Consider the following 22041-nt stretch of genomic DNA (forward strand, 5'->3'; position numbering starts at 1 on the left):
GTTCAGCCGCCCTGCAAGCGGCGTTCAGCCGCCTGCCGGATGGCGGTCAGCGTGCTGCGTGTGGTGCTGACGTCGGTGTCCAGCTTCACGTGCAGCAGCGTGGGCTGGCCGCTGTCCAGCGCGGCGGCAAAGGCCGGCTCGAACTGCGCGGTGGCCTCGATGCGCTCGGCCCGCCAGCCATAGGCCCGGGCCAGCGCCGCGAAGTCGGGGTTGAAGAGGTCGCTGCCGCTCACCCGGCCCGGGTACTCGCGCTCCTGGTGCATGCGGATGGTGCCGTAGGTGCCGTTGTCCACCACCACGCAGATCAGCCGCGTGGCGCCATAGCCGGTGGCCGTGGCCAGCTCCTGCCCGGTCATCAAGAAGTCGCCATCGCCCGCGATGTTGACCACGGTGCGCTGCGGGTACAGCAGCGAAGCCGCCACCGCCGAAGGCACGCCATAGCCCATCGCGCCCGAGGTGGGCGCCAGCTGCGTGCGGCCACGGTGCTGCAGGCCGAAGTAGCGCACGTAGCGGTGCAGCCAGCCGGCGTAATTGCCGGCGCCGTTGGTGTACACGGTGTCTTCGGGCGCCAGGCGCTGGATGGTCTTCATCACCTGCGCCAGGTCCATGGGCTGCACTTCGGGCGCCACATGGTTGGCTTCGTAGTCGGCATGGGCGGCGGCCGCCCATTCGGCCCAGCGCGGCGTGCCGGCCGGCGCTGCCAGCGTCTCCAGCGCCTTACCGGCATGGCACATCGCGCTTTGCAGCATCAGGTCGGCGCTGTACACGCGGCCCAGCTCTTCGGCGCCGGCATGCAGGTGCACCAGCTTCTGCGCCGGCCGCGGCACCTGCAGCAAGGTGTAGCCGCTGGTCGTCATCTCGCCCAGGCGCACGCCCACGGCCAGCACCAGGTCGGCCTCGCGGATGCGCTGCGCCAGCTTGGGATTGATGGCGATGCCCACATCGCCCGCATACAGCGGGTGGCGGTTGTCGAAGGTGTCCTGGAATCGGAAGCCGCAACCCACCGGCAGGCCCCAGTTCTCGGCAAAGCGCTGCAGCGCCTGGGCGCTCTCGGGCGTCCAGCCGCTGCCACCGGCGATGACGAAGGGTCGCTCGGCAGCGGCCAGCAGCGCACGCAGGTCACGCATCGCGCCCGGCGCTGGCCAGGCGGTGGCGGGCTCGATGCGGGGCAGCACCGGCGCTGCGGTGGGCACCGTCAGCATGTCCTCGGGCAGCACCAGCACCACCGGGCCGGGGCGGCCCTGCATCGCGGTATGGAAGGCGCGGGCCACGTACTCGGGCAGGCGGTGGGCGTCGTGCACCTCGCCCACCCACTTGGCCATGCCCAGCGTGCCGGGGCCGAAGACCTGGCGGTAGTCCAGCTCCTGGAAGGCCTCGCGGTCGCGCTGGTCGCTGGCCACCTGGCCCACGAAAAGCACCATCGGCGTGCTGTCCTGGAAGGCGGTGTGCAGGCCGATGCTGGCGTTGGTGGCGCCCGGCCCGCGGGTGACGAAGCAGATGCCCGGCCGGCCCGTGAGCTTGCCTTGCGCCTCGGCCATGAAGGCGGCGCCGCCCTCCTGCCGGCAGGCGATGAAGCGGAGGCGGTCGCGGTGCTCATGGAAGCCGTCCAGCACCGCCAGGTAGCTTTCGCCAGGCACGCCGAAGGCGGTGTCCACACCTTGTGCAACGAGGGCTTCGACCAGGGCATGGCCGGCGGGGCGAGTGTTCATGAACGGCGGTGAAGAAGGGGTTTGAAAAGGCCTGCGTCGATCATACGGGCGGGCCCCGGCGCACCCCTTCGCGCGGCCCGCTCCCCCCACAAGAGCGCCCTCCGACCACCCCCTTCCGGGCCCCCTTTGTTGAAGCCGCGCGGGGGTGTTGCCGCCCGAGGTGCCCGCCTACCTTTGCCTCACGGTCCACGCAGCTTCGCGACGGGCCGGGATCGCACAGGAGACTCGCCTTGAACATCCACCTCACCCCCCAACACCGGCGCCTGCTGCTGCGGCTGGCCGCCGCGGCCGCCGTGTCCACCGGGCTGTCCACCGCCCTGGCCTTCAAGGTGGACATGTACGCCATCGGCAACTGGAGCGGCGGCAACTGCGCCCCCGGCGACACCGATGTCGACCGCGCCGCCTGGCCCGGCATGGCCAACGCCTGGTACCAGCGCATGGGCCTGATGGGCCATGCCAAGACGGGTCAGTTCATCGACGGCAGCACCACGTTGCGCCGCTTCTGCGACCCGCGCTACGACGCAGCCTGCGCCGACTTCAGCTGGCTCGACTGGCCCGATGCGGCCATCCTCGCGGCCCACGGCTTCGATGCCGGCAATGCCTGGGGCGCCTTGATGCGCAACAGCTGGAAGGGCCAGTGCAGCCTGAAGATGGGCACCCTGGGCGGCACCACCTTCCTGGGCGACAGCAACCTGAAGTTCATGCATGCCTCGTCGTGCTTCAGCCTGAACCAGGGCTATTTCTCGAACATGCGCGTGGCGATGAAGGAGCCCGGCACGGCCAAGGGCCTGCATGTGTTCACCGGCTTCCACGGCATCATGTGGATCAGCAGCAGCTTCAACGGCGACTACGCCGACACCGCGCAGGACGGGCATGTGATGCCGGTGGCCACCGCCTGGGTGACCAACCACTACAAGCCCGACCGCTTTGCCTGTGCCACGCACGACCCGCTGGGCTGGTTCGGCACCTGCCAGGACCAGTGCCCCACCGCGATGACCGTGGGCCCCAGCGGCGGCAATGCGCTCAACCGCCTGCTCCACGAGCGCTACAACAACAGCGGCGCCTTCGGCTCCCCCAGCGGCAATGCGTATTACGCCTGGATGGGTTACCGCGGCTGCGACCCGGTCGGCCAGACGCCCTTCAACCCCTGAGCCGGCACGGCCCACCCGCAAGGACACCACCATGAACAAGCACACCCGCATCGCGGCCGCCGCGCTGGCCACGCTGGCCGCCCTCACCGGCCTGCAGGCGCAGGCGCAGAGCCGCCAGGACGAACTGAAGAAGACCGTGGCCGCCGCGCTGTCGCGCGCGCTGCCCAACGGCCCGGCCGACACCGTCAACCGGCTGATGAACGTGCGGCCCGATGGCGCCATCTCTCGCGGCTTCAACCCCGGCCGCGTGGCGCAGGCCACCTTCGGCCGCGGCGTGCCGGTGCCGGCCCCCGACTGCCGCCAGGCCAGCACCGCGCAGAAGGAAGCCGACGAAGGCGACTGCCTGCTGGACGGCGGCCAGCGCGACGACCCCACCGGCGCATACACCATGCTCTCGTTCAGCAAGAACGTGGGCATGGGCAACATCAAGTTCTACCGCCGCGCCGCCTTCAAGCCCGGCAGCGAGGACGCGCCCCGCGCCTTGCGCATGAGCGATGAAGAGGCCTACAAGCAGGCCCTGGCCTTTGCCGAGCTGCTGGGCATCCCGAAGTCGGAGATACCGCTGCCGCCGCCCGGCGCCAAGAACCCCTACCCGGTGCGCACGCTGGTGGCCGGCATCGCCGACGAGGCCAGCGAGCAGGGCCAGCAGTTCGAGCTGCAGAAGGTGGTGGTGCTGCCGCGGGCCTTCAGCGTGCCCGGCGGGCTGCTGCGCGATGGCGCCAGCGGCGTGCAGCTCAACCATGTGATCGCCCCTGGCCAGGCGGTGATCGCGCTGAACGACAGCGGCGTGCAGTACGCCCGGGTGGACGGCTGGTCGGACGCGCAGATGGACCCCAAGCTGGATGCCAAGCTCGCCAAGTCGGCCAGCGCGCTGATCGACGAGATCACCGAGGACCTCTACAACGAGGGCGTGCGGCGCGTGGGCTCCCTGTCCATCCTCATCGGCCTGCGCAAGGCCTACCCCAACCCGGACGACCCCAACCCGCCGCTGTGCTGGGTGTGCGGCGTGCTGCGGCCGGCGGTGAAGGTCATCGTCTCGCAGGCCGGACCCGGCGCCGTGGAAGCCACGGAGAAGCAGTTCTTCGCGCCCGGCCTGGTGCGCGAGTACGACCTGGTGCAACAGACCGAGACCGAACGTGCGGCACGCTGAAGCCCGCCGCGTCGCCCATCCCTTGCCCTTGAGGAGCCTGCCCATGACCACGCCCTTCTTCCTTCCCGCCCGCCTGCGGCGCCAAGCCATCGCCGCTGCGCTGGCCTGCGCAGCCGGCCTGCCGGTGGCCCAGGCCGCCGTCAACCCCAGCGAAGCGCCCGACCCCGGCGGCAGCTTCAGCAACATCAACTACGGCAGCAGCGGCAACGTGTTCCAGCTCACGCCGCTGGTCTTCATCGCCGGCCTGGGCAGCGCCGGCAACCCGGCGAGCGTGACCGGCCTCAACCCGGCGCTGAGCTTCGGCGTGCAGGTGGGCGGTGCGGGCACCAGCCTGCTGACCATCGACTACCGCATCACCAACCTCAGCACCACCGACAGCTTTTCGCAGCTGCGCTTCATGGTGTTCGCCAACCCCGATGGCGAGCAGACCCACTACCTGGACCAAGTGAGCGAGACCTGGGGCCCCGCGGGTACGGGCGATGCGGTGCGGCGCGAGGTGCATGCCTTCAGCAACGACCCCTTCGACAGCATCCCGGGCCGCTTCAGCGCCAATGCCAACCTCACCGATGGCGCCCCCGACGCGGCCTGCCTGGCCGCCACCGGCTGCGATGCGGTGATGGGCCTGCAATGGAACGCGGACACGCTGGGGCCGAACAAGAGCTTCACCGTGCGGCTGGCGCTGTCGGACAACGGGCAGTCCATCTCCGGTCGCTCGCTCAGCTTTGCCGGCGTGGGGGCCGGGGCCAGCAGCTTGACGGTGTCCGGCACGGTGGCGGTCGTGCCCGAGCCCTCGACCTGGGCGATGGCGCTGGCCGGGCTGGTGGCGGTGGGCAGCCTGGCACGGCGGCGCTCGGCCGCGCGCCAGGGCTGATCGGCCTGCGTGGGGTGGGTGCCGCGATGGGCCGCGTGAAGTGGCAGGGCATCGGCAGCTACTGGCTGATGGCCCTGGCCGCCTGCCTGCTGTGGCTGGTGTGCGGGCCGCTGTCGGCCGCGCCGGCCGGTGCTTCGGCCCCGGCTGCGGGCGCGGCCAGCGCCGCCTCGCCGACGCCCAGCCACGCAGAACGCCTGCGCCGCTGCCGGGAGCACCCCGTGCGTGCCGTGCGCGAAGAATGCCTGCGCCAGCTACGGCGCGACACAGGCCCGCGCTGAGCCTCGTCGACCGCGTGCCTCGCGGTCGGTAACTGCCCGCTCCTGCGGGTGCGACTGCATGGGCTAACCTCGCTCACAGTCGTACACACAGGAGACATGACATGAAACCCCATGCGGTGGCACGCGCCTGCGCCCTGCTGCTGGCCTGCACCACGGTGCAGGCCCAGACGTCCAACGTCGAGTCGGTGGTCGTCACCGGCACCCGCAGCGCCGAGCGCGCCTTCGACGTGCCCGCTTCCATCGACCGCGTGGACGGCGAGGCGCTGCGCGACCAGCAATGGCGCGTGAACCTGTCCGAAGGCGTGGCCCGCGTGCCCGGCCTGCTGGTGCAAAACCGGCAGAACTATGCGCAAGACCTGCAGGTGTCGTCGCGCGGCTTCGGCGCCCGCGCCACCTTCGGCGTGCGTGGCGTGCGGCTGATACAGGACGGCATTCCTCTGACCATGCCCGACGGCCAGGGCCAGACCGCGCTGCTGGACCTGGAAGGTGCCGGCGCCATCGAGGTGCTGCGCGGCCCCTTCGCGGCGCTGTACGGCAATGCCTCGGGCGGCGTCATCCACGTCATCGGCGACGACGCGCCGCGCAAGCCCTTCGTGGAAGGCAGCGTGATGGGCGGCAGCGACTCCACCTGGCGCACCGGCGTGCGCTTCGGCGTGTCCAGCGGCAGCTTCGGCGCCACCGGCAATGTCTCGCGCTTCGAGACCAACGGCTCACGCGACCACAGCGCCGCCCGCCGCGACCTGGCCAATGCGCGGCTGCGCTTTGGTCTGGACAACGGCGCCAGCATCGTCGTCATCGCCAATGCGCTCAACCAGCCCGACACGCAGGACCCGCTGGGCCTGACGCAGGCCCAGCTGGACGCCGACCCGCGCCAGGCCGGCACCAACGCGCTGGCGCAGGACACCCGCAAGAGCATCAAGCACACCCAGGGCGGCCTGGTGTGGCGCCATCCGCAGCTGCTGGGCGGCGCGGTGGAAGCCAGCGTGTACGGCGGCCAGCGCCAGCTCACCCAGTACCTGGGCCTGCCGCTGGTGGCGCAGGGCATCACCTCTTCGGGCGGCGTGGTCGACCTGGACCGCAACTTCTCGGGCACCGGGCTGCAATGGCGGCTGGGCGACGAGCAGCGCTCCATCACCGTCGGCCTGGCCTACGACCGCATGCGCGAGCACCGGCAGGGCTTCGTCAACAACGCCGGCACCGCGGGCGCGCTGCGCCGCGACGAGGACGACACCGTCCACAGCTTCGACCAGTTCATCATCGGCAGCTGGCAGGTGGCGCCGGCCTGGAAGCTGACCGGCGGCCTGCGGCACAGCGTGGTGCGCTTCGAATCGAAGGACCGCTTCATCACCGGTGCCAACCCGGACGACAGCGGCTCGGCCCGCTACAGCGCCACCAGCCCGGTGCTGGGCGTGCTGCACCAGCTGAGCCCCGACCTGCATCTGTTCGCTTCGCTGGGCCGCGGCTTCGAGACGCCCACCTTCGCCGAGCTGGCCTACCGCAGCGGTGGCCAGCCGGGCCTCAACTTCGACCTGGCCGCGGCCAAGAGCCGCAACTTCGAGGCGGGCGTCAAGGCCCGCCTGGGTAGCAACATGCGCGCCAGCGCGGTGGTGTTCCGCGCCGACACGCGCAATGAAGTGGTCTCGGCCGGCTCCAGCGGCGGCCGCACCGTGTACGCCAATGCCGGCAAGACCCGGCGTGAAGGCCTGGAGCTGTCGATGGACGCCACGCTGCCGGCCGGCTTCAATGCCACGCTGGCGTACACCAACACCCGCGCCGAGTACCGCGACCTGGTGACCCCAGCCGGGGCCGACCTGTCGGGCAAGCGCATCCCCGGCGTGCCGCGGCAGGTGCTGTACGGCGAGCTGGGCTGGCGGCACCTGGCCAGCGGCTTCAGCAGCGCGGCCGAAGTGCGCGGCGCCAGCCGCCTGAGCGCCAACGACACCAACACCGCCCAGGCCCCCGGCTACGTGACCACCGTCCTGCGCGCCGGCTTCGAGCAGCGCATCGGCGCCTGGAAGCTCACCCAGTTCGCGCGCGTCGACAACCTCTTCGACAAGGACTACGTCGGCTCGGTCATCGTCAACGAAACCAACCAGCGCTATTTCGAGCCGGCGCCGGGGCGGACGTGGGCGTTGGGGGTGACTGGGAGCTACAGCTTCTAAGGCCGCTTCAGGCCGCCTGAACCACCCGCCCCGTGCGGCGCACGCGCCGCACGTTGAAGGCGCTGGCGATCAGCACGCCCTGCACCAGGGCCAGGCCCACCCACACCGTGGTGTAGCGGCCCTGGTCCATCAGCGTGCCGAAGAGCAGCGGCGCCACCGCCTGGCCAATGTCCAGGCCGGCATACACCACGCCGTAGACGCGGCCGGTGGCGTTGTCGGGAGCCGAGCGCTTGACCAGCAGGTCGCGCGAAGGCCCGGCGATGCCGGCGAAGAAGCCCATGGCACCGAACAGCACGGGCACCGCCATCGCCGGCAGGCTGGCCAGGCCCAGCACCAGCGCGATGCTGGCGGCCACGCCGAAGGCCGCGCCCACGATGCGCTCGCAGCGCGCCGGGTCCGACGCCAGGAAGCCGCCCAGCACCATGCCGCCGGCCGTGCACACCATGTAGATGGTCAGGCACATGGCCACCAGCGCCATCGGCACCTCGTGCAGGTGGCGTGCGGCCTCGGGCGCGAAGCTCTGCACCACGCTCAGCGAAGCGGCATAGAAGAAGAAGAACGCGAAGCACATCCACACCGCGGGGATCTTCAGGAAATCGAAAGGGCCCTCGGCCTGCACCGGCGCCGCGCCCGGCCGGGCGGCCGGCGCCGCCGCGGGCAAGGCCGGCAGCTGCAGGTGACGGCGCTGGGTCCACACCAGCGCCAGCACCGCAAAGGCCAGGCCGGCCGCGGCCAGCAGCGCCACGCGCCAGGAGAAGGCATGGGCCAGCGGCACCAGCATGGCCGGCGCCAGCGCCCAGCCGAGGCTGCCGGTGATGCCGTGCACGCTGTAGGCATGGCCCAGCCGCGCCTTGCCGATCTTGCGGTTGAGCAGCGTGTAGTCCACCGGATGAAACACGCCATTGCCCACGCCGGCCACCGCCGCCCAGAAGCCCAGCATCGCGTAGCTGTGGCTGGTGGCATAACCCAGCGCGGCCGTGCCCAGCAGGCCCAGCCCGACAAACAGCACCGGCCGCGCGCCGAAGCGGTCGACGATGAAGCCCGAGGCCGCCTGCACCGCGCAGCTGACCACGAAGAAGATGGTGAGCAGGAAGCCCAGCTGGGTGTAGCTGACCGCGAACTCGTCCTTCAGCCACGGGAACAGCGGCGCCAGCAGCAGCTGGCTGTAGTGGCTGATGAGGTGGGCGATGCCGACCAGGCCGATGACGGTGGCGTCCTGGCGCAGGGGAGTGCCGCCGGCCGGCGGGGCTGCAAGTGTGCTCATGGGGCGGATCGTAGAGGCCCCGGCAGCGGCAGGTTTACGATAGCGTGACAACTTCTGTCGCGATCATGCCAAGCCGCACTTCCCGCGCCCGCCGCATCGGGCCGTTGACGCCGCATCTGTTCACACCCTCGGCCGAGCGGCCGGTGCGCATCAAGTGCCACCGGCTCACGCCCGACCAATTCGTGGTGCCGCATGCGCACGACTGGGCACAGTTCGCCTTTTCCACCACCGGCGTCACGCGGCTCACCACGGCCTGCGGCTCGTACATCGTGCCGCCTTCGCGTGCGCTGTGGATTCCGCCGGGCGTGGAACATGCCGTCACCGTGCTCAGCGAAACCGACCTGATGACGCTGTACCTGCATCAGCCCGCCGGCCGCTGCGGCCCGCAGGTGCCGCGCGCCGAAGAAGCGCTGTGGCGCCAGTGCCGCGTGCTGGAAGTGAGCGACCTGCTGCGCGCGCTGGTGATGGCGATGGATGCGCGCCCCGACGACCTGGCCCGCCCGCGCCAGATCGACCGCGAGCAGCAGGCCCGCGAAGCGCGGCTCAATGCCGTGGCGCTGGACGAGCTGCGCCGCGCCCGCCCGGTGAAGCTGGGCGTGGACCTGCCGGCCGACCCACGCCTGCGCGCGCTGTGCGAAGCGGTGCTGGACGACCCCACCCGGCACGCGACGTTGGAAGCCTGGGCCCGCGACACCGGCGCCAGCCCGCGCACGGTGGCGCGCCTGTTCCAGCAGGAACTGGGCACTTCCTTCGGCCAGTGGCGGCAGCAGGTGCTGCTGGCCAAGGCGGTGGCGATGGCGGCGCACAAGCACCCGATGAAGCGCATCGCCGCCGACTTGGGCTATGCCAGCGCCAGCGCCTTCACGGCGATGGTCAAGCGCTCGGTGGGCATGCCGCCGGCGCGCTTCTTCGGCTCGGCGCTGTAGAACGCCGGCCCGGCGTGACGAAAGCCCGGAATCGGCGCCGCTCTTCCGGTGACCCCGGGCGGCGCAGCTGCCCACAATGGCCTTGCCCTTCGGCAATCAAGCCGTCGACGGAGATGTTGTCATGAGCCTGGACTTTTCTTCCATCCACAACCACCACGAGAGCAGCGTGTTCGAAGCCGTGCAGGAAATGGCCCCGCGCTTTCCCGACGTGGCCGCCCGCAACGAACTGCTGATCGACGTGGCCTGCATCGCGCTGAATCGGGTGCAGCCGCGCTACATCCGCCACCGGGTCGACTATCTGTTCTACCTGACCGAAGCCGAACGCGCGGCCAACGGCCAGATGATCGCCTCGGCCGTGCAGCAGGCCTTCGAGTTCGTCAGCGCGCGGGAGCGCGCACGCCCGGTGGTGCGGGCCGCTGCCTGATTCGATGCGCAGGGCACGCAGGCGGCGTTTGCTCGCTTAGACTCGCGCCATGCCTGCCCGCCTGCCCCTGGCCCTCATCGCGATCATTCGAATTCCGCGCTGACCGGGCACGTGCGCGTCGTCCCGGTCAGCCGGGTCGATGCCGCCAGCCGGTTCCTCCTCGTCCGCTGCGCTTCGATCCACGCGCAACCGCCGCTGGCGCGCCGTGCGCCAGCCCTCGTGGATCACCGGAAGGCAGCATGAACGCCCAAGACCTCTTTCCCCGCGCACCGCGCCTGGTGCAGACCTACCTGATGGACCGCGATGCCGGCCTGATGTGCCGCATCCTGGGCCTGTACGCGGCCCGCGGCCTGGATCTGCTGAAGGTGGACTACGCCTATGCGGCGCAGGACGTGATGAAGCTGGAAGTGGCCGTGTGCAGCCTGCACGGCGCCACACAAGACAGCGTGCGCGTGCTGGTGGACAAGGCATCCACCTTCGTCGGCGTGATCGCGGCGGCGGAGCAGCCGGTGGCGCAGCGTCTGTCCGCCTAGGCGCCCGCGGCGAAGGCCGCGGGCGCTCGGTGCACCAGTCAGTGCACCACGCGATCGAACGAAAACTCGCCGTCCACCACGTTGACCGGGATCACGTCCTTGGGGCCGAAGCGGCCCTGCAGGATGAGCTTGGCCACCGGGTTCTCGATGCGCTGCTGGATGGCGCGCTTGAGCGGCCGGGCGCCGAAGGCCGGATCGAACCCCACCTTGGCCAGTTCCTGCAGCGCCTCGGGCGCCACGTCGAGCTTCATCTCCATCTTCTCGAGCCGCGCTTCCAGGCCCTTGAGCTGGATCTTCGCGATGTTCTCGATGTGCTGGCGGTCCAGTGCATGGAACACCACCGTCTCGTCGATGCGGTTGAGGAACTCGGGGCGGAAATGCTCCTTCACCTCACCCCACACCGCCTCGCGGATCAGCTCGCTGTCCTGCCCCGCCATCTGCATGATCAGGTGCGAGCCCAGGTTGCTGGTCATCACGATCACCGTGTTCTTGAAGTCCACGGTGCGGCCCTGGCCGTCGGTCAGGCGGCCATCGTCCAGCACCTGCAGCAGCACGTTGAACACGTCGGGGTGGGCCTTCTCCACCTCGTCGAGCAGCACCACGCTGTACGGGTTGCGCCGCACGGCCTCGGTCAGCGCACCGCCTTCGTCGTAGCCCACATAGCCCGGGGGCGCGCCGATCAGCCGGCTCACCGAGTGCTTCTCCATGTACTCGCTCATGTCGACACGGATCATGTGGTCGGTGGAGTCGAACAGGAAGCCCGCCAGCGCCTTGCACAGCTCGGTCTTGCCCACGCCGGTAGGGCCAAGGAACAGGAAGCTGCCCAGCGGCCGGTTGGGATCGCTCAAGCCCGCGCGGCTGCGGCGGATGGCATCGGCCACCGCCACGATGGCCTCGTCCTGGCCCACCACGCGTTCGTGCAGGCGGGCTTCCATCTGCAGCAGCTTGTCGCGCTCGCCCTGCATCAGCTTGTTCACCGGAATGCCGGTGGCGCGCGAGACCACCTCGGCGATCTCCTCGGCGCCGACCATGGTGCGCAGCAGCTGCGGGCCGCCCTTGCCGTCCTTGGCGCCGGCGGCCTTGCCGGCTTCCTTGGCCTGGGCTTCCTTCAGGCGCGCCTCCAGCCCCGGCAGCTTGCCGTACTGCAGCTCGGCCACCTTGTTGAAGTCGCCCTTGCGCTTGAACTCCTCGATCTGGAACTTGATGCGGTCGATCTCTTCCTTCACATGGGCCGAGCCCTGGGCCGCGGCCTTCTCGCTCTTCCAGATCTCTTCCAGGTCGGCGTACTCGCGCTGCAGCTTGACGAGCTCTTCCTCGATCAGCGCCAGCCGGCGCTGCGAGCCTTCGTCATGCTCCTTCTTCATCGCCTCACGCTCGATCTTGAGCTGGATGACGCGCCGGTCCAGCCGGTCCATCACCTCGGGCTTGGAATCGATCTCGATCTTGATCTTGGCCGCCGCCTCGTCGATCAGGTCGATCGCCTTGTCGGGCAGGAAACGGTCGGTGATGTAGCGGTTGCTCAGCTCGGCCGCGGCGACGATGGCCGGGTCGGTGATCTCCACGCCATGGTGCACCTCGTACTTTTCCTGCAGGCCGCGCAGGATGGCGATGGTGGCTTCCACCGTGGGCTCGCCCACCAGCACCTTCTGGAAGCGGCGCTCCAGCGCGGCGTCCTTCTCGACGTACTTGCGGTATTCGTCCAGCGTGGTGGCGCCGATGCAGTGCAGCTCGCCACGCGCCAGCGCGGGCTTGAGCATGTTGCCGGCGTCCATCGCGCCTTCGGCCTTGCCGGCGCCCACCATGGTGTGCAGCTCGTCGATGAACAGGATGATGCGGCCCTGGTCGGCCGACACTTCCTTGAGCACGCCCTTCAGGCGTTCCTCGAATTCGCCGCGGTACTTGGCACCGGCCAGCAGGCCGGCCATGTCCAGCACCAGCACGCGCTTGTCCTTCAGGCTCTCGGGCACCTCGCCGTTGACGATGCGCTGCGCCAGGCCTTCGACGATGGCGGTCTTGCCGACGCCGGGCTCGCCGATCAGCACCGGGTTGTTCTTGCTGCGCCGCTGCAGCACCTGGATGGCGCGGCGGATCTCGTCGTCGCGGCCGATCACCGGGTCGAGCTTGCCTTGCCGGGCGCGCTCGGTCAGGTCGAGCGTGTACTTCTTGAGCGCCTCGCGCTGGCCCTCGGCCTCGGCCGAGTCCACCTTGGCGCCGCCGCGCACCGCGTCGATGGCGGCTTCCAGCGCCTTGCGCGTCAGGCCATGGCCGCGCACGATGCCGGCCAGGTCGGTCTTGGCGTCGGTGAGCGCCAGCAGGAACATCTCGCTGGCGATGAACTGGTCGCCGCGCTTGCCGGCCTCCTTCTCGGCCGCCTGCAGCAGCGCCACCAGGTCGCGGCTGGGCTGCACCACCTGGCCCTGCCCTTGCACCTGGGGCAGGCCGTTGATGGCGGTCTCCATCGCGGTTTTCAGCGCGGCGGTGTTGGCGCCGGCACGGTCCAGCAGGGATTTGGGCCCGTCGGGCTGCGCCAGCATGGCGGCCAGCAGGTGCGCCGGCTCGAAGTAGGGGTTGTCGCGCGTGACGGCGAGCGTCTGCGCTTCTGCCAGGGCCTGTTGGAAGGCAGTGGTGAGTTTGTCGATTCGCATGGGGATTAACCTCCGATTGCGAGAGACATGAGGCGCTCTGGCCCCGTTTTCAAGTTGCGCTACATCAAACGCGGCGGCAATCGGCGGGCCCGGGGATGCGAACTACAGGCGATCGCCCACCGCGTGGTAGTGGCCGGCATGGAACACCAGCGCCGGCAGCTCGGGCGCATGGCGATGGCGCTGCACCTGGCCGATGAACAGCACATGGTCGCCGGCCGCCTGCTGGTGGGTGAGCGTGCATTCGAAGACGGCGGTGCAGCCGGCCAGCACCGGCGCGCCGTGGGCGCCGTCGCTCCAGTCGCCCTGGTGGAACTTGTCGGCCACCGAAGAGGCGAAGCGCCGCGACAGCTCGGCCTGGTCTTCGGCCAGCACGTTGACGGCAAAACCGGCCGAAGCCGCGAACGGCGCCAGGCTGCTGCTGGCCTGGCGCAGCGACCACAGCACCAGCGGCGGGTCCAGCGACAGCGCGCTGAAGGAATTGGCCGTCAGGCCCACCCGCGCGCCATCGGGCGCCCGGCAGGTGATGATGGTGACGCCGGTGGCGTAGCGGCCCAGCGCGGCGCGCAGCGCCAGACGCTCGGCGGCAGGGTCGGGCGCCGGGCTGGCGGCCGGCACCGCGGCGGCAGCAGAATGCAGCGGCGCGTTCATGCCCGCAGCACCAGGCGCGCCAGCGCAAAGCCCAGCGCCGCGCACAGCAGCGCGCCCATGACATGGGCCAGCGTGTGCGCCAGCGCCAGCGGCAGCTCGCCGCGCTGCAGCAGGCCCAGCGATTCGGCCGAGAAGCTGGAAAAGGTGGTCAGCCCGCCCAGGAAGCCGGTGATCACCAGGTGGCGCAGCGTCTCGTCGGGGTGGCGGGTGAACAGCAGCATCGCAAAACCGATCATCAACCCGCCCACGCAGTTGACGAACAGCGTGCCCACCGGAAAGCCGCGCCACACCGCGTTGAGCCACAAGCCGGCGGCAAAGCGCGACAGCGCCCCCACCACGGCGCCGGCCGCGATGGCGGCCACGGTGCTCCAGGGCACGTTCGCCACGGTCCCCGTCATGCCGGCTGCCCTGCGGTGGCCATGGCAGGCGCCACGACCGGCGCATTGCCGGTGGGCAGGCCCCAGCGCGCGGCGGCGGCGTCGTCGGCCACGCGGGCGTCCACCCAGTGGGCGCCGGCGGCCGTGTGTTCCTTCTTCCAGAACGGGGCCTGGGTCTTGAGGTAGTCCATCAGGAATTCGCAGGCCTGGAAGGCTTCGCCGCGATGGGCGGCGCTCACCGCCACCAGCACGATCTGGTCGTTGAGGGCCAGCGGGCCCACGCGGTGCACCACCCGCGCGCCGCGGATGCCGAAGCGCTGGCGCGCCGCGTCCACCATGGCTTCGATGGCACGCTCGGTCATGCCGGGGTAGTGCTCCAGCTCCAGCAGCTGCACCGGCTGCACGGCCTGGGCGGCGCTGCCGTCGCGGTCGCGCACCGTGCCCACGAAAGCCGCCACCGCGCCCACGCCGGCATCGCCCGCGCGCAAGGCAGCCACTTCGGCCGACAGGTCGAAGTCCTCGGCCTGGATGCGCACCACCTGAAACTGTTCCCTCTGCATCCGCAGGATTGTGTCATCTACACTGCAGCCCCATGCCCGGTCACGCCTTCCGCCCTGCTCACGTCCGCTTTGCGGCGGCGGGCGCCCGCGCACTCAAAAAACGGCAGCGCTTCTGACCGGAGCTGCGGTTCCGTGGTCGGATGCGACACGACGGAACCGGCCAAGCAACAGCAAGCCTCCCCCTGCTTCTCCTGCCCCGCCAGCCACCGCCGAGCCGCACGCGCACGCGGTTTGCCACTCGGTCGCTCTCAGGAGAACTTTCAGATGCTCGATCTCTCAGGCGTATGGATTCCGCTGGTCACCCCATTCAGCGGCGGCCGGCTCGACCTGCCCGCGCTCACCCGGCTGGTGGCCACGCTGGCGCCGCGCGGCATTGCCGGCTACGTGGTGTGCGGCAGCACCGGTGAAGCGGCGCTGCTCAGCGACGACGAACAGCGCCAGGTGCTGCAGGCGGTGCTGGACGCGCAGACCGGCCTGCCGGTGCTGATGGGCGTGGCCGGCAGCGCGCCGCAGCCGGTGCGCACCGAGCTGCTGCAATGGGCCGAGTACCCGGTGGCCGGCTTCCTGGTGCCGCCGCCGCTGTACGTGCGGCCGCCGCAGGCCGGCGTGATCGACTTCTTCAGCACGCTGGCCGATGCCTCGCCGCGGCCAGTGGTGCTGTACGACATCCCGTCGCGCACCGGCACCCGCATCCAGCGCGAGACCGCGCTGGCGCTGGCCGCCCACGCCAACATCATCGGCCTGAAGGACTGCGGCGGCCACCTGGCCGACACGCAGGCGCTGATCGACGACGGCCGGCTGCAGGTGCTGGCGGGCGACGACATCGAGATCTTCGCGACGCTGTGCATGGGCGGCGCGGGCAGCATCTCGGCCTCGGCCCACCTGCACCCCGAGCTGTTCGTGCGGCTGCACCAGCAACTGCGCGTCGGCGACCTGCCCGCCGCGCGGCGGCTGTGGCAGGCGCTGCAGCCCTGGATCCGCGCCGCCTTCGCCGAGCCCAACCCGGCACCGGCCAAGGCCGCGCTGGCCGCGCAAGGCCTGCTGCGCAACGAGCTGCGCGCGCCGATGCAGCCGGTGTCGGCGGCACTGCAGCAGCAGATCGAAGCGTTGGTGGATCAGCTGGGCCGACTGGCCCGGGAGGCTTGACTCAGCACCCCCAAGCTCGCTGCGCTCGCGGCCCCCCATGGGGGCGCTCGGCCCCTTGGGCCGTCCCGGCGGGACCTTTTAGCCGCCCGTCACCGGCGGAAAGAACGCCACCTCGGCGCCGTCGGACAGCACCTGCTGCTCGTCCTGGCACATCACCTGGGCCACCGCGCAGCGCACCGCGCGGCCGGGGGCCAAGCGCTCGGCATGGGCGGGGCTGCGGGCCACCAGCGCGGCGCGCAGGTCGGCCACGCGGCTGCCGGCGGGCAGCTGCACCGCCTCCCCACTGCCCAGGGCTTCGCGCAGCGCGGCGAAGTAGCGCACCTGCACGGTCATCAACACGTCGGCCGTCATGCGCCCACCAGCTGCTGCATCGGCAGAAAGGCCACGGTGTCCCCCCGGGCGATGGCCTGACCGGGCGGGTTGTCCACCAGGCCGTCGGCCCACACGGTGGAGGTGAGCACGCCCGAGCCCTGGTTGCTGTACAGCACTAGCTCGCCGCTGGCGTCGTCGAAGCGTACCCGCAGGAACTCGCGCCGCTTGTCGGGCCGCGGCCAGTCGAAGCCGGCGCGCGCCGTCAGCGCCCGCGGCAGCGTGGCCGGCAGGCCCTGCAGCGCCTGCAGCACCGGCCGCACCGCCACCATGAAGGTGATGAAGGCCGACACCGGGTTGCCCGGCAGGCCGACGAACAGCGCCTCACCACCGTCCGACGAGCCCCGGCGCACCGCGCCGAAGGCCAGCGGCTTGCCGGGCTTGATGGCCAGCTGCCACAGCGCCAGCCGGCCTTCGGCCTGCACCGCCGGCTTCACATGGTCTTCGTCGCCCACCGACACGCCGCCGCAGGTGATGATGAGGTCGTGCCCGGCCGCCGCCTGGCGCAGCGCGTCGCGGGTGGCGTCCAGCCTGTCGGCCACGATGCCCAGGTCCGTCACCTCGCAGCCGGCCGATTGCAGCAGCCCGCGCAGCGTGTAGCGGTTGGAGTTGTAGATGGCGCCAGGCGGCATGCGATCGGGCGGCACCTGGTCGGGCATCACCAGCTCGTCGCCGGTGGAAAACAGCGCCACGCGTGGCCGGCGCAGCACCGTCACCTGCGCCGCGCCCACCGAGGCGGCCAGACCCAGCGCCTGCGGCGTCATCCGCTGGCCGCGTTCCAGCACCACGGCGCCGCTGCGCACGTCTTCGCCGCGGCGGCGGATGGAAAAGCCCGGCGGCGGCACCAGGTTCACGCGCACGCTGCCCAGGCCCTGCGGGTCGCCCCCGGCCACGGCTTCGCAGCGCTCCTGCATCACCACCGCGTCGGCGTCGGCGGGGATCTGCGCGCCGGTGAAGATGCGGGCCGCGGTACCCGGCTGCAGCGGCTGCCCCACCACGCCGGCGGGGATGCGCTGGCTCACCGGCAGCAGCGTGCCTTCGGCCGGCACGTCGGCCACGCGCACGGCGTAGCCGTCCATCGCGGTGTTGTCCTGCGGCGGCACGTCCAGGCCGGAACGCACCTCGGCCGCCAGCACGCGGCCCAGCGCGTCGAAGGTGGACAGGGTTTCGGTCTCGGTGATGGCGGCGGCGCGGGCGCCTTCGCCCAGCAGGCGCAGCGCTTCGTCCAGCGGCATCAGCCCGGGGCGGTCAGCAGTGGCAGTCATGCGGTCTCGTCAGGAAGGTGGTGCTCCGGCCGGTAGTCGAAGCGGTCGCCCGATTCCACCAGCCATTGCGCGACGGCGCCGGGGTCGTCGATGGACAACAGCGGCAGCGACGTGGGCACCGGCGGCGGGCTGTCGGTGGCCAGCGCCACCACGAAGGGGTCGTCGGTATACAGCGGCGCCAGCTGCTGCGGCGCGGCGGCGCGGCGCACCTCGATCTTGGGCAGGTCGGCATGCTTGAAACCTTCGACCAGCACCCAGTCGCAGGGCGACAGCTCGGCCAGCAGCTGATGCACCGAAGGCTCGGCCTCGGTCTCGTACTCGCGCAGCAACGCCAGGCGCTTCTGCGAGGCCAGCAGCACCTCGAAGGCACCGGCCTCGCGGTGGCGCCAGCTGTCCTTGCCGGGGGTGTCGACGTCGAAGCGCTTGTGCGCATGCTTGAGCACCGACACCCGCAGCCCGCGGGCCTTGAGCGCGGCCAGGACGCCGGTGATCAGCGTGGTCTTGCCGACGTTGGAGGGGCCGGCAAAACCCACCAGCTTGAAGCGCGGCACGGCCTGGACTGCAGCCATCGAGGCCGCGCTCAGGCGCTGACGTGGGCCGAGATGTAGGCCTTGACGCCCTGTGGGTCGGCCGGCATCACGGAAAAGCGCTTGGGCAGGTCCTCGATGCCCTGCAGCGCGGCCGGGCGCTCGGGCTCACGGCCCAGGGCTTCGCGGATGGTGTCGGCGAACTTCACCGGCAGCGCGGTTTCCAGCACCAGCGTGGTGGTGCCGGCCAGCGCGCATTCACGCGCCACTTTCAGCCCGTCGGCGGTGTGGGTGTCGATCATCACGCCGTAGCGTTCCCAGGTGTCGCGGATGGTGCGCAGCCGGTCGGCATGGGTGCTCTTGCCCGAGACAAAGCCGAAGCCGGCGATGCGGCCGAACTCTTCGGGCGTGAGGCTGAACACGCCGGCCTGCTCCACCTGTTCGCCGAACAGGTGGCGCACGCGCTGGCCGTCGCGGCCCATCAGATCAAAGACGAAGCGCTCGAAGTTGCTGGCCTTGCTGATGTCCATCGACGGGCTGGACGTCTCGTGCGTCTCGTGGCCCTTGCGCACGCGGTAGGTGCCGGTGCGGAAGAACTCGTCGAGCACGTCGTTCTCGTTGGTGGCCAGGATCAGCCGCTCGATCGGCAGGCCCATCATGCGGGCCACGTGGCCGGCGCAGATGTTGCCGAAGTTGCCCGAAGGCACGGCGAAGCTGACGCGCTCGGCATTGCCTTGCGTGGCCTGGAAATAGCCGGCGAAGTAGTACACCACCTGGGCCAGCAGCCGCGCCCAGTTGATGGAGTTGACGGTGCCGATGCGGTGGGCCCGCTTGTACGGCAGGTCGTTGCTCACTGCCTTGACGATGTCCTGGCAGTCGTCGAACACGCCTTCGATGGCGATGTTGTGGATGTTCTCGTCCTGCAGGCTGAACATCTGCGCCTGCTGGAACGGGCTCATGCGGCCATGGGGGCTGAGCATGAACACCCGCACGCCCTGCTTGCCGCGCATCGCGTATTCGGCGGCGCTGCCGGTGTCGCCCGAGGTGGCGCCCAGGATGTTGAGCGTTTCGCCGCGGCGGGCCAGTTCGTACTCGAACAGGTTACCCAGCAGCTGCATCGCCATGTCCTTGAAGGCCAGCGTGGGCCCGTTGGACAGGGCTTCCAGCGCCAGCCCCGGCTCCAGCGGCTTCAGCGGCACGATGGCCTCGGTGCCGAAGACCTCGTGCGTGTAGGTCTTGCGCACCAGCGCCCGCAGGTCGTCGGCCGGGATGTCGTCGATGTACAGCGACAGGATCTCGAACGCCAGATCGGCATACGAGAGCGTGCGCCAGCGGTTCATCGTGGCGTCGTCGACCTTCGGGTACTGCTCGGGCAGGTACAGGCCACCATCGGGCGCCAGGCCCTCGAGCAGGATCTCGCTGAAGCTGCGGCGCTGGGCGTCGCCCCGGGTGCTGATGTATTTCACGGTCAGGCCAGCTCTTCCTTGCGCAGCGCGACGATGGGGGCCAGCACCGTGGGCAGCGCCTGCATCTGCGCCAGGGCCTGGCGCATGCGGCCTTCCACGGTGTCGTGGGTGAGGATGATCAGGTCGGTCTGGCGCTCACCCTCGGCGGATTCGCGCTGCAGCACCGCGTCGATCGAGATGTCGCGCTCGGCCAGGATGGTGGTGATGCGGCTGAGCACGCCGGTTTCGTCGGCCACCACCAGGCGCAGGTAGAAGGCGGTGCGCACCTGCTCGATCGGCAGGATGGGCGCATCGCTCATCGCATCGGGCTGGAAGGCCAGGTGCGGCACGCGGTGGTCGGGGTCGGCGGTGTGCAGGCGGGTGATGTCCACCAGATCGGCCACCACGGCGCTGGCGGTGGGCTCGCTGCCCGCGCCCTTGCCGTAGTACAGCGTGGTGCCCACGGCATCACCCTGTACCACGACGGCGTTCATCGCGCCTTCCACGTTGGCGATCAGCCGCTTGGCGGGCACCAGCGTCGGGTGCACGCGCAGCTCGATGCCTTCGTCGCGCCGGCGGGTGATGCCCAGCAGCTTGATGCGGTAGCCCAGCTGCTCGGCATAGCGGATGTCGGCGGCCTGCAGCTTGGTGATGCCCTCGATGTGGGCCTTGTCGAACTGCACCGGCACGCCGAAGGCGATGGCGCTCATGATGGTGGCCTTGTGGGCCGCGTCCACGCCTTCGATGTCGAAGGTGGGGTCGGCCTCGGCATAGCCCAGGCGCTGCGCTTCGGCCAGCACGGTGCCGAAGTCCAGGCCCTTGCTGCGCATCTCGCTCAAGATGAAGTTGGTGGTGCCGTTGATGATGCCGGCGATCCACTCGATGCGGTTGGCCGTCAGGCCTTCGCGCAGCGCCTTGATGATGGGAATGCCCCCGGCCACCGCGGCCTCGAAGCCCACCATCACGCCCTTGGCGCTGGCCGCCGCGAAGATCTCGCTGCCGTGCACGGCCAGCAAGGCCTTGTTGGCGGTGACCACGTGCTTGCCGGCCTCGATGGCGGCCAGCACCAGCGCGCGGGCGCGGTCGGTGCCGCCGATCAGCTCGACCACGATGTCGACGTCGGGGCGGCGCACCGCGGCCTCGAAATCGTCGGCAGTGGCCACGCCGGTGGCGCCCAGCGCCTCATGCGCCTTGGCGGTGTTGCGCGCCGCGATGGCGATGACTTCCAGGCCGCGGCCGGCGCGGCGCTGGATTTCCTGCTGGTTGCGTTGCAGCACATGCACCACGCCGCTGGCCACCACGCCAGCGCCGAGCACGGCGATCCGAATCGGTTTCATTGGGAATGTCTCTTGCGGTAATGCTCGAGGAAGCGCGCGATGCGGCCGATGGCCTCGGCCAGGTCGTCGGAGTTGGGCAGGAACACGATGCGGAAGTGGTCGGGCGTGGGCCAGTTGAAGCCCGTGCCCTGCACGATCAGCACCTTTTCCTCGGCCAGCAGCTCATACGCGAACTGCTGGTCGTTCTGGATGGGGTACAGGCGCGGGTCCAGCCGCGGGAACATGTACAGCGCGGCCTTGGGCTTGACCACGCTCACGCCCGGAATCTGCGACAGCAGCTCATAGGCCAGGTCGCGCTGGCGGCACAGTCGGCCGGTAGGCGCCACCAGGTCGTTGATGCTCTGGTAGCCGCCCAGCGCAGTTTGAATCGCCAGCTGGCCCGGCGTGTTGGCGCACAGCCGCATCGAGGCCAGCATATTCAGGCCCTCGATGTAGTCGCGGGCATGGCGCTTGTCGCCCGACACCACCATCCAGCCGGCACGGTAGCCGCAGCTGCGGTAGTTCTTCGACAGGCCGTTGTAGGTGATGCACAGCACGTCGTCGGCCAGCGAGGCGATGCTGGTGTGCACCTGGCCGTCGTACAGCGTCTTGTCGTAGATCTCGTCGGCCAGGATCAGCAGCTGGTGCTGGCGCGCCACTTCCACGATCTCGCGCAGCACGCTCTCGGGGTACAGCGCGCCGGTCGGGTTGTTCGGGTTGATGACGACGATGGCCTTGGTGTTCGGCGTGATCTTGGCGCGGATGTCGGCGATCTCGGGCAGCCAGTCGCTCTGCTCGTCGCACATGTAGTGCACCGGCGTGCCGCCCGACAGCGCCACCGACGCGGTGTACAGCGGGTAGTCGGGCGAAGGCAGCAGCACCTCGTCGCCGTTGTTCAGCAGCGCGTTCAGGCTCATGGTGATGAGCTCGGACACGCCATTGCCCAGGTACACGTCATCGACCGTGACGCCCTTGATGTTCTTTTGCTGCGTGTAGTGCACCACCGCCTTGCGCGGCGCGAACAGCCCCAGGCTGTCGGTGTAGCCGGCCGTGTGCGGCAGGTTGCGGATCATGTCCTGCACGATCTCGTCGGGCGGCTCCAGCCCGAACGCGGCCACGTTGCCGATGTTGAGCTTGATGATCTTCTGGCCTTCGTCCTCCATCTGCCGCGCCTTGGCCAGCACCGGTCCACGAATGTCGTAACACACGTCGGCGAGCTTGGTGGACTTTGATAGCGGCTTCACAGGGGGTTCTCCGAAGAACCGATAATTAGAC

At 70.2% G+C, this 22041-nt stretch carries 21 protein-coding genes; 9 read left to right on the plus strand and 12 right to left on the minus strand.

Going from position 1 to position 22041, the window contains the following annotated elements:
- Positions 1-2: 2 nt before the first annotated feature.
- A complete protein-coding gene (locus tag MW290_RS24835; RefSeq protein WP_250197025.1) occupies positions 3-1709 on the minus strand; it encodes a thiamine pyrophosphate-binding protein in 1707 nt (568 codons plus the stop codon).
- A 230-nt stretch (positions 1710-1939) separates the two neighbouring features.
- Between MW290_RS24835 and MW290_RS24840 the strand changes: the two genes are divergently transcribed.
- The 5 genes from MW290_RS24840 to MW290_RS24860 all read left to right on the plus strand — a co-directional run bounded on the left by MW290_RS24840 (position 1940) and on the right by MW290_RS24860 (position 7321).
- Complete coding sequence (locus MW290_RS24840) at positions 1940-2860, plus strand: DUF6345 domain-containing protein (protein ID WP_250197026.1); 921 nt, start codon at positions 1940-1942, stop codon at positions 2858-2860.
- Positions 2861-2891: 31 nt separating this feature from the next.
- Positions 2892-4010: a hypothetical protein gene (locus MW290_RS24845; protein ID WP_250197027.1), complete on the plus strand. Its 1119-nt coding sequence runs from the start codon at positions 2892-2894 to the stop codon at positions 4008-4010.
- A 43-nt stretch (positions 4011-4053) separates the two neighbouring features.
- On the plus strand, positions 4054-4881 hold the full coding sequence (locus MW290_RS24850; protein WP_250197028.1) for a PEP-CTERM sorting domain-containing protein: 828 nt from the start codon (positions 4054-4056) through the stop codon (positions 4879-4881).
- A 26-nt stretch (positions 4882-4907) separates the two neighbouring features.
- Positions 4908-5159, plus strand: a complete 252-nt coding sequence (locus tag MW290_RS24855) for a hypothetical protein (RefSeq protein WP_250197029.1) — start codon at positions 4908-4910, stop codon at positions 5157-5159.
- A 101-nt stretch (positions 5160-5260) separates the two neighbouring features.
- Positions 5261-7321 carry a TonB-dependent receptor family protein gene (locus MW290_RS24860; protein WP_250197030.1) on the plus strand — a complete coding sequence of 687 codons (2061 nt, stop codon included), beginning with the start codon at positions 5261-5263 and terminating at the stop codon, positions 7319-7321.
- 7 nt (positions 7322-7328) lie between these two features.
- Here the strand turns inward: MW290_RS24860 and MW290_RS24865 are convergent, their stop codons facing one another.
- Entirely contained in the window at positions 7329-8585 is a 1257-nt protein-coding gene (locus MW290_RS24865; RefSeq protein WP_250197031.1) for an MFS transporter, read from the minus strand.
- Positions 8586-8650: 65 nt separating this feature from the next.
- On the opposite strand from MW290_RS24865, the gene MW290_RS24870 reads away from it, so the two are divergent.
- The 3 genes from MW290_RS24870 to MW290_RS24880 all read left to right on the plus strand — a co-directional run bounded on the left by MW290_RS24870 (position 8651) and on the right by MW290_RS24880 (position 10468).
- Positions 8651-9511 (plus strand): AraC family transcriptional regulator, encoded by an 861-nt coding sequence (locus MW290_RS24870; RefSeq protein WP_250197032.1) that lies wholly within the window; start codon positions 8651-8653, stop codon positions 9509-9511.
- A 121-nt stretch (positions 9512-9632) separates the two neighbouring features.
- Complete coding sequence (locus tag MW290_RS24875; protein WP_250197033.1) at positions 9633-9935, plus strand: late competence development ComFB family protein; 303 nt, start codon at positions 9633-9635, stop codon at positions 9933-9935.
- Positions 9936-10174: 239 nt separating this feature from the next.
- Positions 10175-10468 (plus strand): hypothetical protein, encoded by a 294-nt coding sequence (locus MW290_RS24880; protein WP_250197034.1) that lies wholly within the window; start codon positions 10175-10177, stop codon positions 10466-10468.
- A 38-nt stretch (positions 10469-10506) separates the two neighbouring features.
- Here MW290_RS24880 and clpB read toward each other — a convergent pair whose 3' ends face one another.
- From clpB to MW290_RS24900, 4 genes are all read right to left on the minus strand, one after another.
- Positions 10507-13113: an ATP-dependent chaperone ClpB gene (gene clpB, locus MW290_RS24885; protein WP_250197035.1), complete on the minus strand. Its 2607-nt coding sequence runs from the start codon at positions 13111-13113 to the stop codon at positions 10507-10509.
- A 102-nt stretch (positions 13114-13215) separates the two neighbouring features.
- Positions 13216-13761, minus strand: coding sequence for a flavin reductase family protein (locus MW290_RS24890; protein WP_250197036.1), 546 nt, complete (start codon positions 13759-13761; stop codon positions 13216-13218).
- On the minus strand, positions 13758-14159 hold the full coding sequence (crcB, locus tag MW290_RS24895; RefSeq protein WP_250197037.1) for a fluoride efflux transporter CrcB: 402 nt from the start codon (positions 14157-14159) through the stop codon (positions 13758-13760). The genes MW290_RS24890 and crcB overlap by 4 nt, the downstream gene beginning before the upstream one ends.
- Entirely contained in the window at positions 14156-14698 is a 543-nt protein-coding gene (locus MW290_RS24900; RefSeq protein ID WP_250197038.1) for a molybdenum cofactor biosynthesis protein MoaE, read from the minus strand. The genes crcB and MW290_RS24900 overlap by 4 nt, the downstream gene beginning before the upstream one ends.
- A 264-nt stretch (positions 14699-14962) precedes the next feature.
- Between MW290_RS24900 and dapA the strand changes: the two genes are divergently transcribed.
- Complete coding sequence (gene dapA / locus MW290_RS24905; protein WP_250197039.1) at positions 14963-15844, plus strand: 4-hydroxy-tetrahydrodipicolinate synthase; 882 nt, start codon at positions 14963-14965, stop codon at positions 15842-15844.
- 78 nt (positions 15845-15922) lie between these two features.
- On the opposite strand, the gene MW290_RS24910 is transcribed toward dapA, so the two are convergent.
- Genes MW290_RS24910 through MW290_RS24935 form a run of 6 tightly spaced genes read right to left on the minus strand, consistent with a single transcriptional unit; the run spans position 15923 to position 22010 of the window.
- On the minus strand, positions 15923-16177 hold the full coding sequence (locus MW290_RS24910; protein ID WP_250200105.1) for a MoaD/ThiS family protein: 255 nt from the start codon (positions 16175-16177) through the stop codon (positions 15923-15925).
- Between the two features lie 14 nt (positions 16178-16191).
- Entirely contained in the window at positions 16192-17478 is a 1287-nt protein-coding gene (locus tag MW290_RS24915) for a molybdopterin molybdotransferase MoeA (RefSeq protein ID WP_250197040.1), read from the minus strand.
- Entirely contained in the window at positions 17475-18047 is a 573-nt protein-coding gene (gene mobB / locus MW290_RS24920) for a molybdopterin-guanine dinucleotide biosynthesis protein B (protein WP_250197041.1), read from the minus strand. Before mobB ends, MW290_RS24915 begins: the two co-directional genes overlap by 4 nt.
- A gap of 11 nt (positions 18048-18058) precedes the next feature.
- A complete protein-coding gene (gene thrC, locus MW290_RS24925; RefSeq protein WP_250197042.1) occupies positions 18059-19471 on the minus strand; it encodes a threonine synthase in 1413 nt (470 codons plus the stop codon).
- Positions 19472-19473: 2 nt separating this feature from the next.
- On the minus strand, positions 19474-20787 hold the full coding sequence (locus tag MW290_RS24930) for a homoserine dehydrogenase (RefSeq protein WP_250197043.1): 1314 nt from the start codon (positions 20785-20787) through the stop codon (positions 19474-19476).
- Positions 20784-22010, minus strand: coding sequence for a pyridoxal phosphate-dependent aminotransferase (locus tag MW290_RS24935; protein WP_250197044.1), 1227 nt, complete (start codon positions 22008-22010; stop codon positions 20784-20786). The genes MW290_RS24930 and MW290_RS24935 overlap by 4 nt, the downstream gene beginning before the upstream one ends.
- Positions 22011-22041 lie beyond the last annotated feature (31 nt).

The sequence above is a fragment of the Aquincola tertiaricarbonis genome (assembly GCF_023573145.1).
Lineage (GTDB): Bacteria > Pseudomonadota > Gammaproteobacteria > Burkholderiales > Burkholderiaceae_C > Aquincola > Aquincola tertiaricarbonis_B.

What these genes read in the sequence shown, in the direction of transcription:
- MW290_RS24910 (WP_250200105.1), bottom strand. Translation starts at nt 16,177, where the DNA reads ATGACCGTGCAGGTGCGCTACTTCGCCGCGCTGCGCGAAGCCCTGGGC.
- MW290_RS24875 (WP_250197033.1), top strand. Translation starts at nt 9,633, where the DNA reads ATGAGCCTGGACTTTTCTTCCATCCACAACCACCACGAGAGCAGCGTG.
- mobB (WP_250197041.1), bottom strand. Translation starts at nt 18,047, where the DNA reads ATGGCTGCAGTCCAGGCCGTGCCGCGCTTCAAGCTGGTGGGTTTTGCC.
- MW290_RS24915 (WP_250197040.1), bottom strand. Translation starts at nt 17,478, where the DNA reads ATGACTGCCACTGCTGACCGCCCCGGGCTGATGCCGCTGGACGAAGCG.
- MW290_RS24845 (WP_250197027.1), top strand. Translation starts at nt 2,892, where the DNA reads ATGAACAAGCACACCCGCATCGCGGCCGCCGCGCTGGCCACGCTGGCC.
- MW290_RS24890 (WP_250197036.1), bottom strand. Translation starts at nt 13,761, where the DNA reads ATGAACGCGCCGCTGCATTCTGCTGCCGCCGCGGTGCCGGCCGCCAGC.
- MW290_RS24850 (WP_250197028.1), top strand. Translation starts at nt 4,054, where the DNA reads ATGACCACGCCCTTCTTCCTTCCCGCCCGCCTGCGGCGCCAAGCCATC.
- MW290_RS24860 (WP_250197030.1), top strand. Translation starts at nt 5,261, where the DNA reads ATGAAACCCCATGCGGTGGCACGCGCCTGCGCCCTGCTGCTGGCCTGC.
- dapA (WP_250197039.1), top strand. Translation starts at nt 14,963, where the DNA reads ATGCTCGATCTCTCAGGCGTATGGATTCCGCTGGTCACCCCATTCAGC.
- MW290_RS24880 (WP_250197034.1), top strand. Translation starts at nt 10,175, where the DNA reads ATGAACGCCCAAGACCTCTTTCCCCGCGCACCGCGCCTGGTGCAGACC.
- crcB (WP_250197037.1), bottom strand. Translation starts at nt 14,159, where the DNA reads ATGACGGGGACCGTGGCGAACGTGCCCTGGAGCACCGTGGCCGCCATC.
- MW290_RS24870 (WP_250197032.1), top strand. Translation starts at nt 8,651, where the DNA reads ATGCCAAGCCGCACTTCCCGCGCCCGCCGCATCGGGCCGTTGACGCCG.
- MW290_RS24865 (WP_250197031.1), bottom strand. Translation starts at nt 8,585, where the DNA reads ATGAGCACACTTGCAGCCCCGCCGGCCGGCGGCACTCCCCTGCGCCAG.
- clpB (WP_250197035.1), bottom strand. Translation starts at nt 13,113, where the DNA reads ATGCGAATCGACAAACTCACCACTGCCTTCCAACAGGCCCTGGCAGAA.
- MW290_RS24835 (WP_250197025.1), bottom strand. Translation starts at nt 1,709, where the DNA reads ATGAACACTCGCCCCGCCGGCCATGCCCTGGTCGAAGCCCTCGTTGCA.
- MW290_RS24930 (WP_250197043.1), bottom strand. Translation starts at nt 20,787, where the DNA reads ATGAAACCGATTCGGATCGCCGTGCTCGGCGCTGGCGTGGTGGCCAGC.
- MW290_RS24855 (WP_250197029.1), top strand. Translation starts at nt 4,908, where the DNA reads ATGGGCCGCGTGAAGTGGCAGGGCATCGGCAGCTACTGGCTGATGGCC.
- MW290_RS24900 (WP_250197038.1), bottom strand. Translation starts at nt 14,698, where the DNA reads ATGCAGAGGGAACAGTTTCAGGTGGTGCGCATCCAGGCCGAGGACTTC.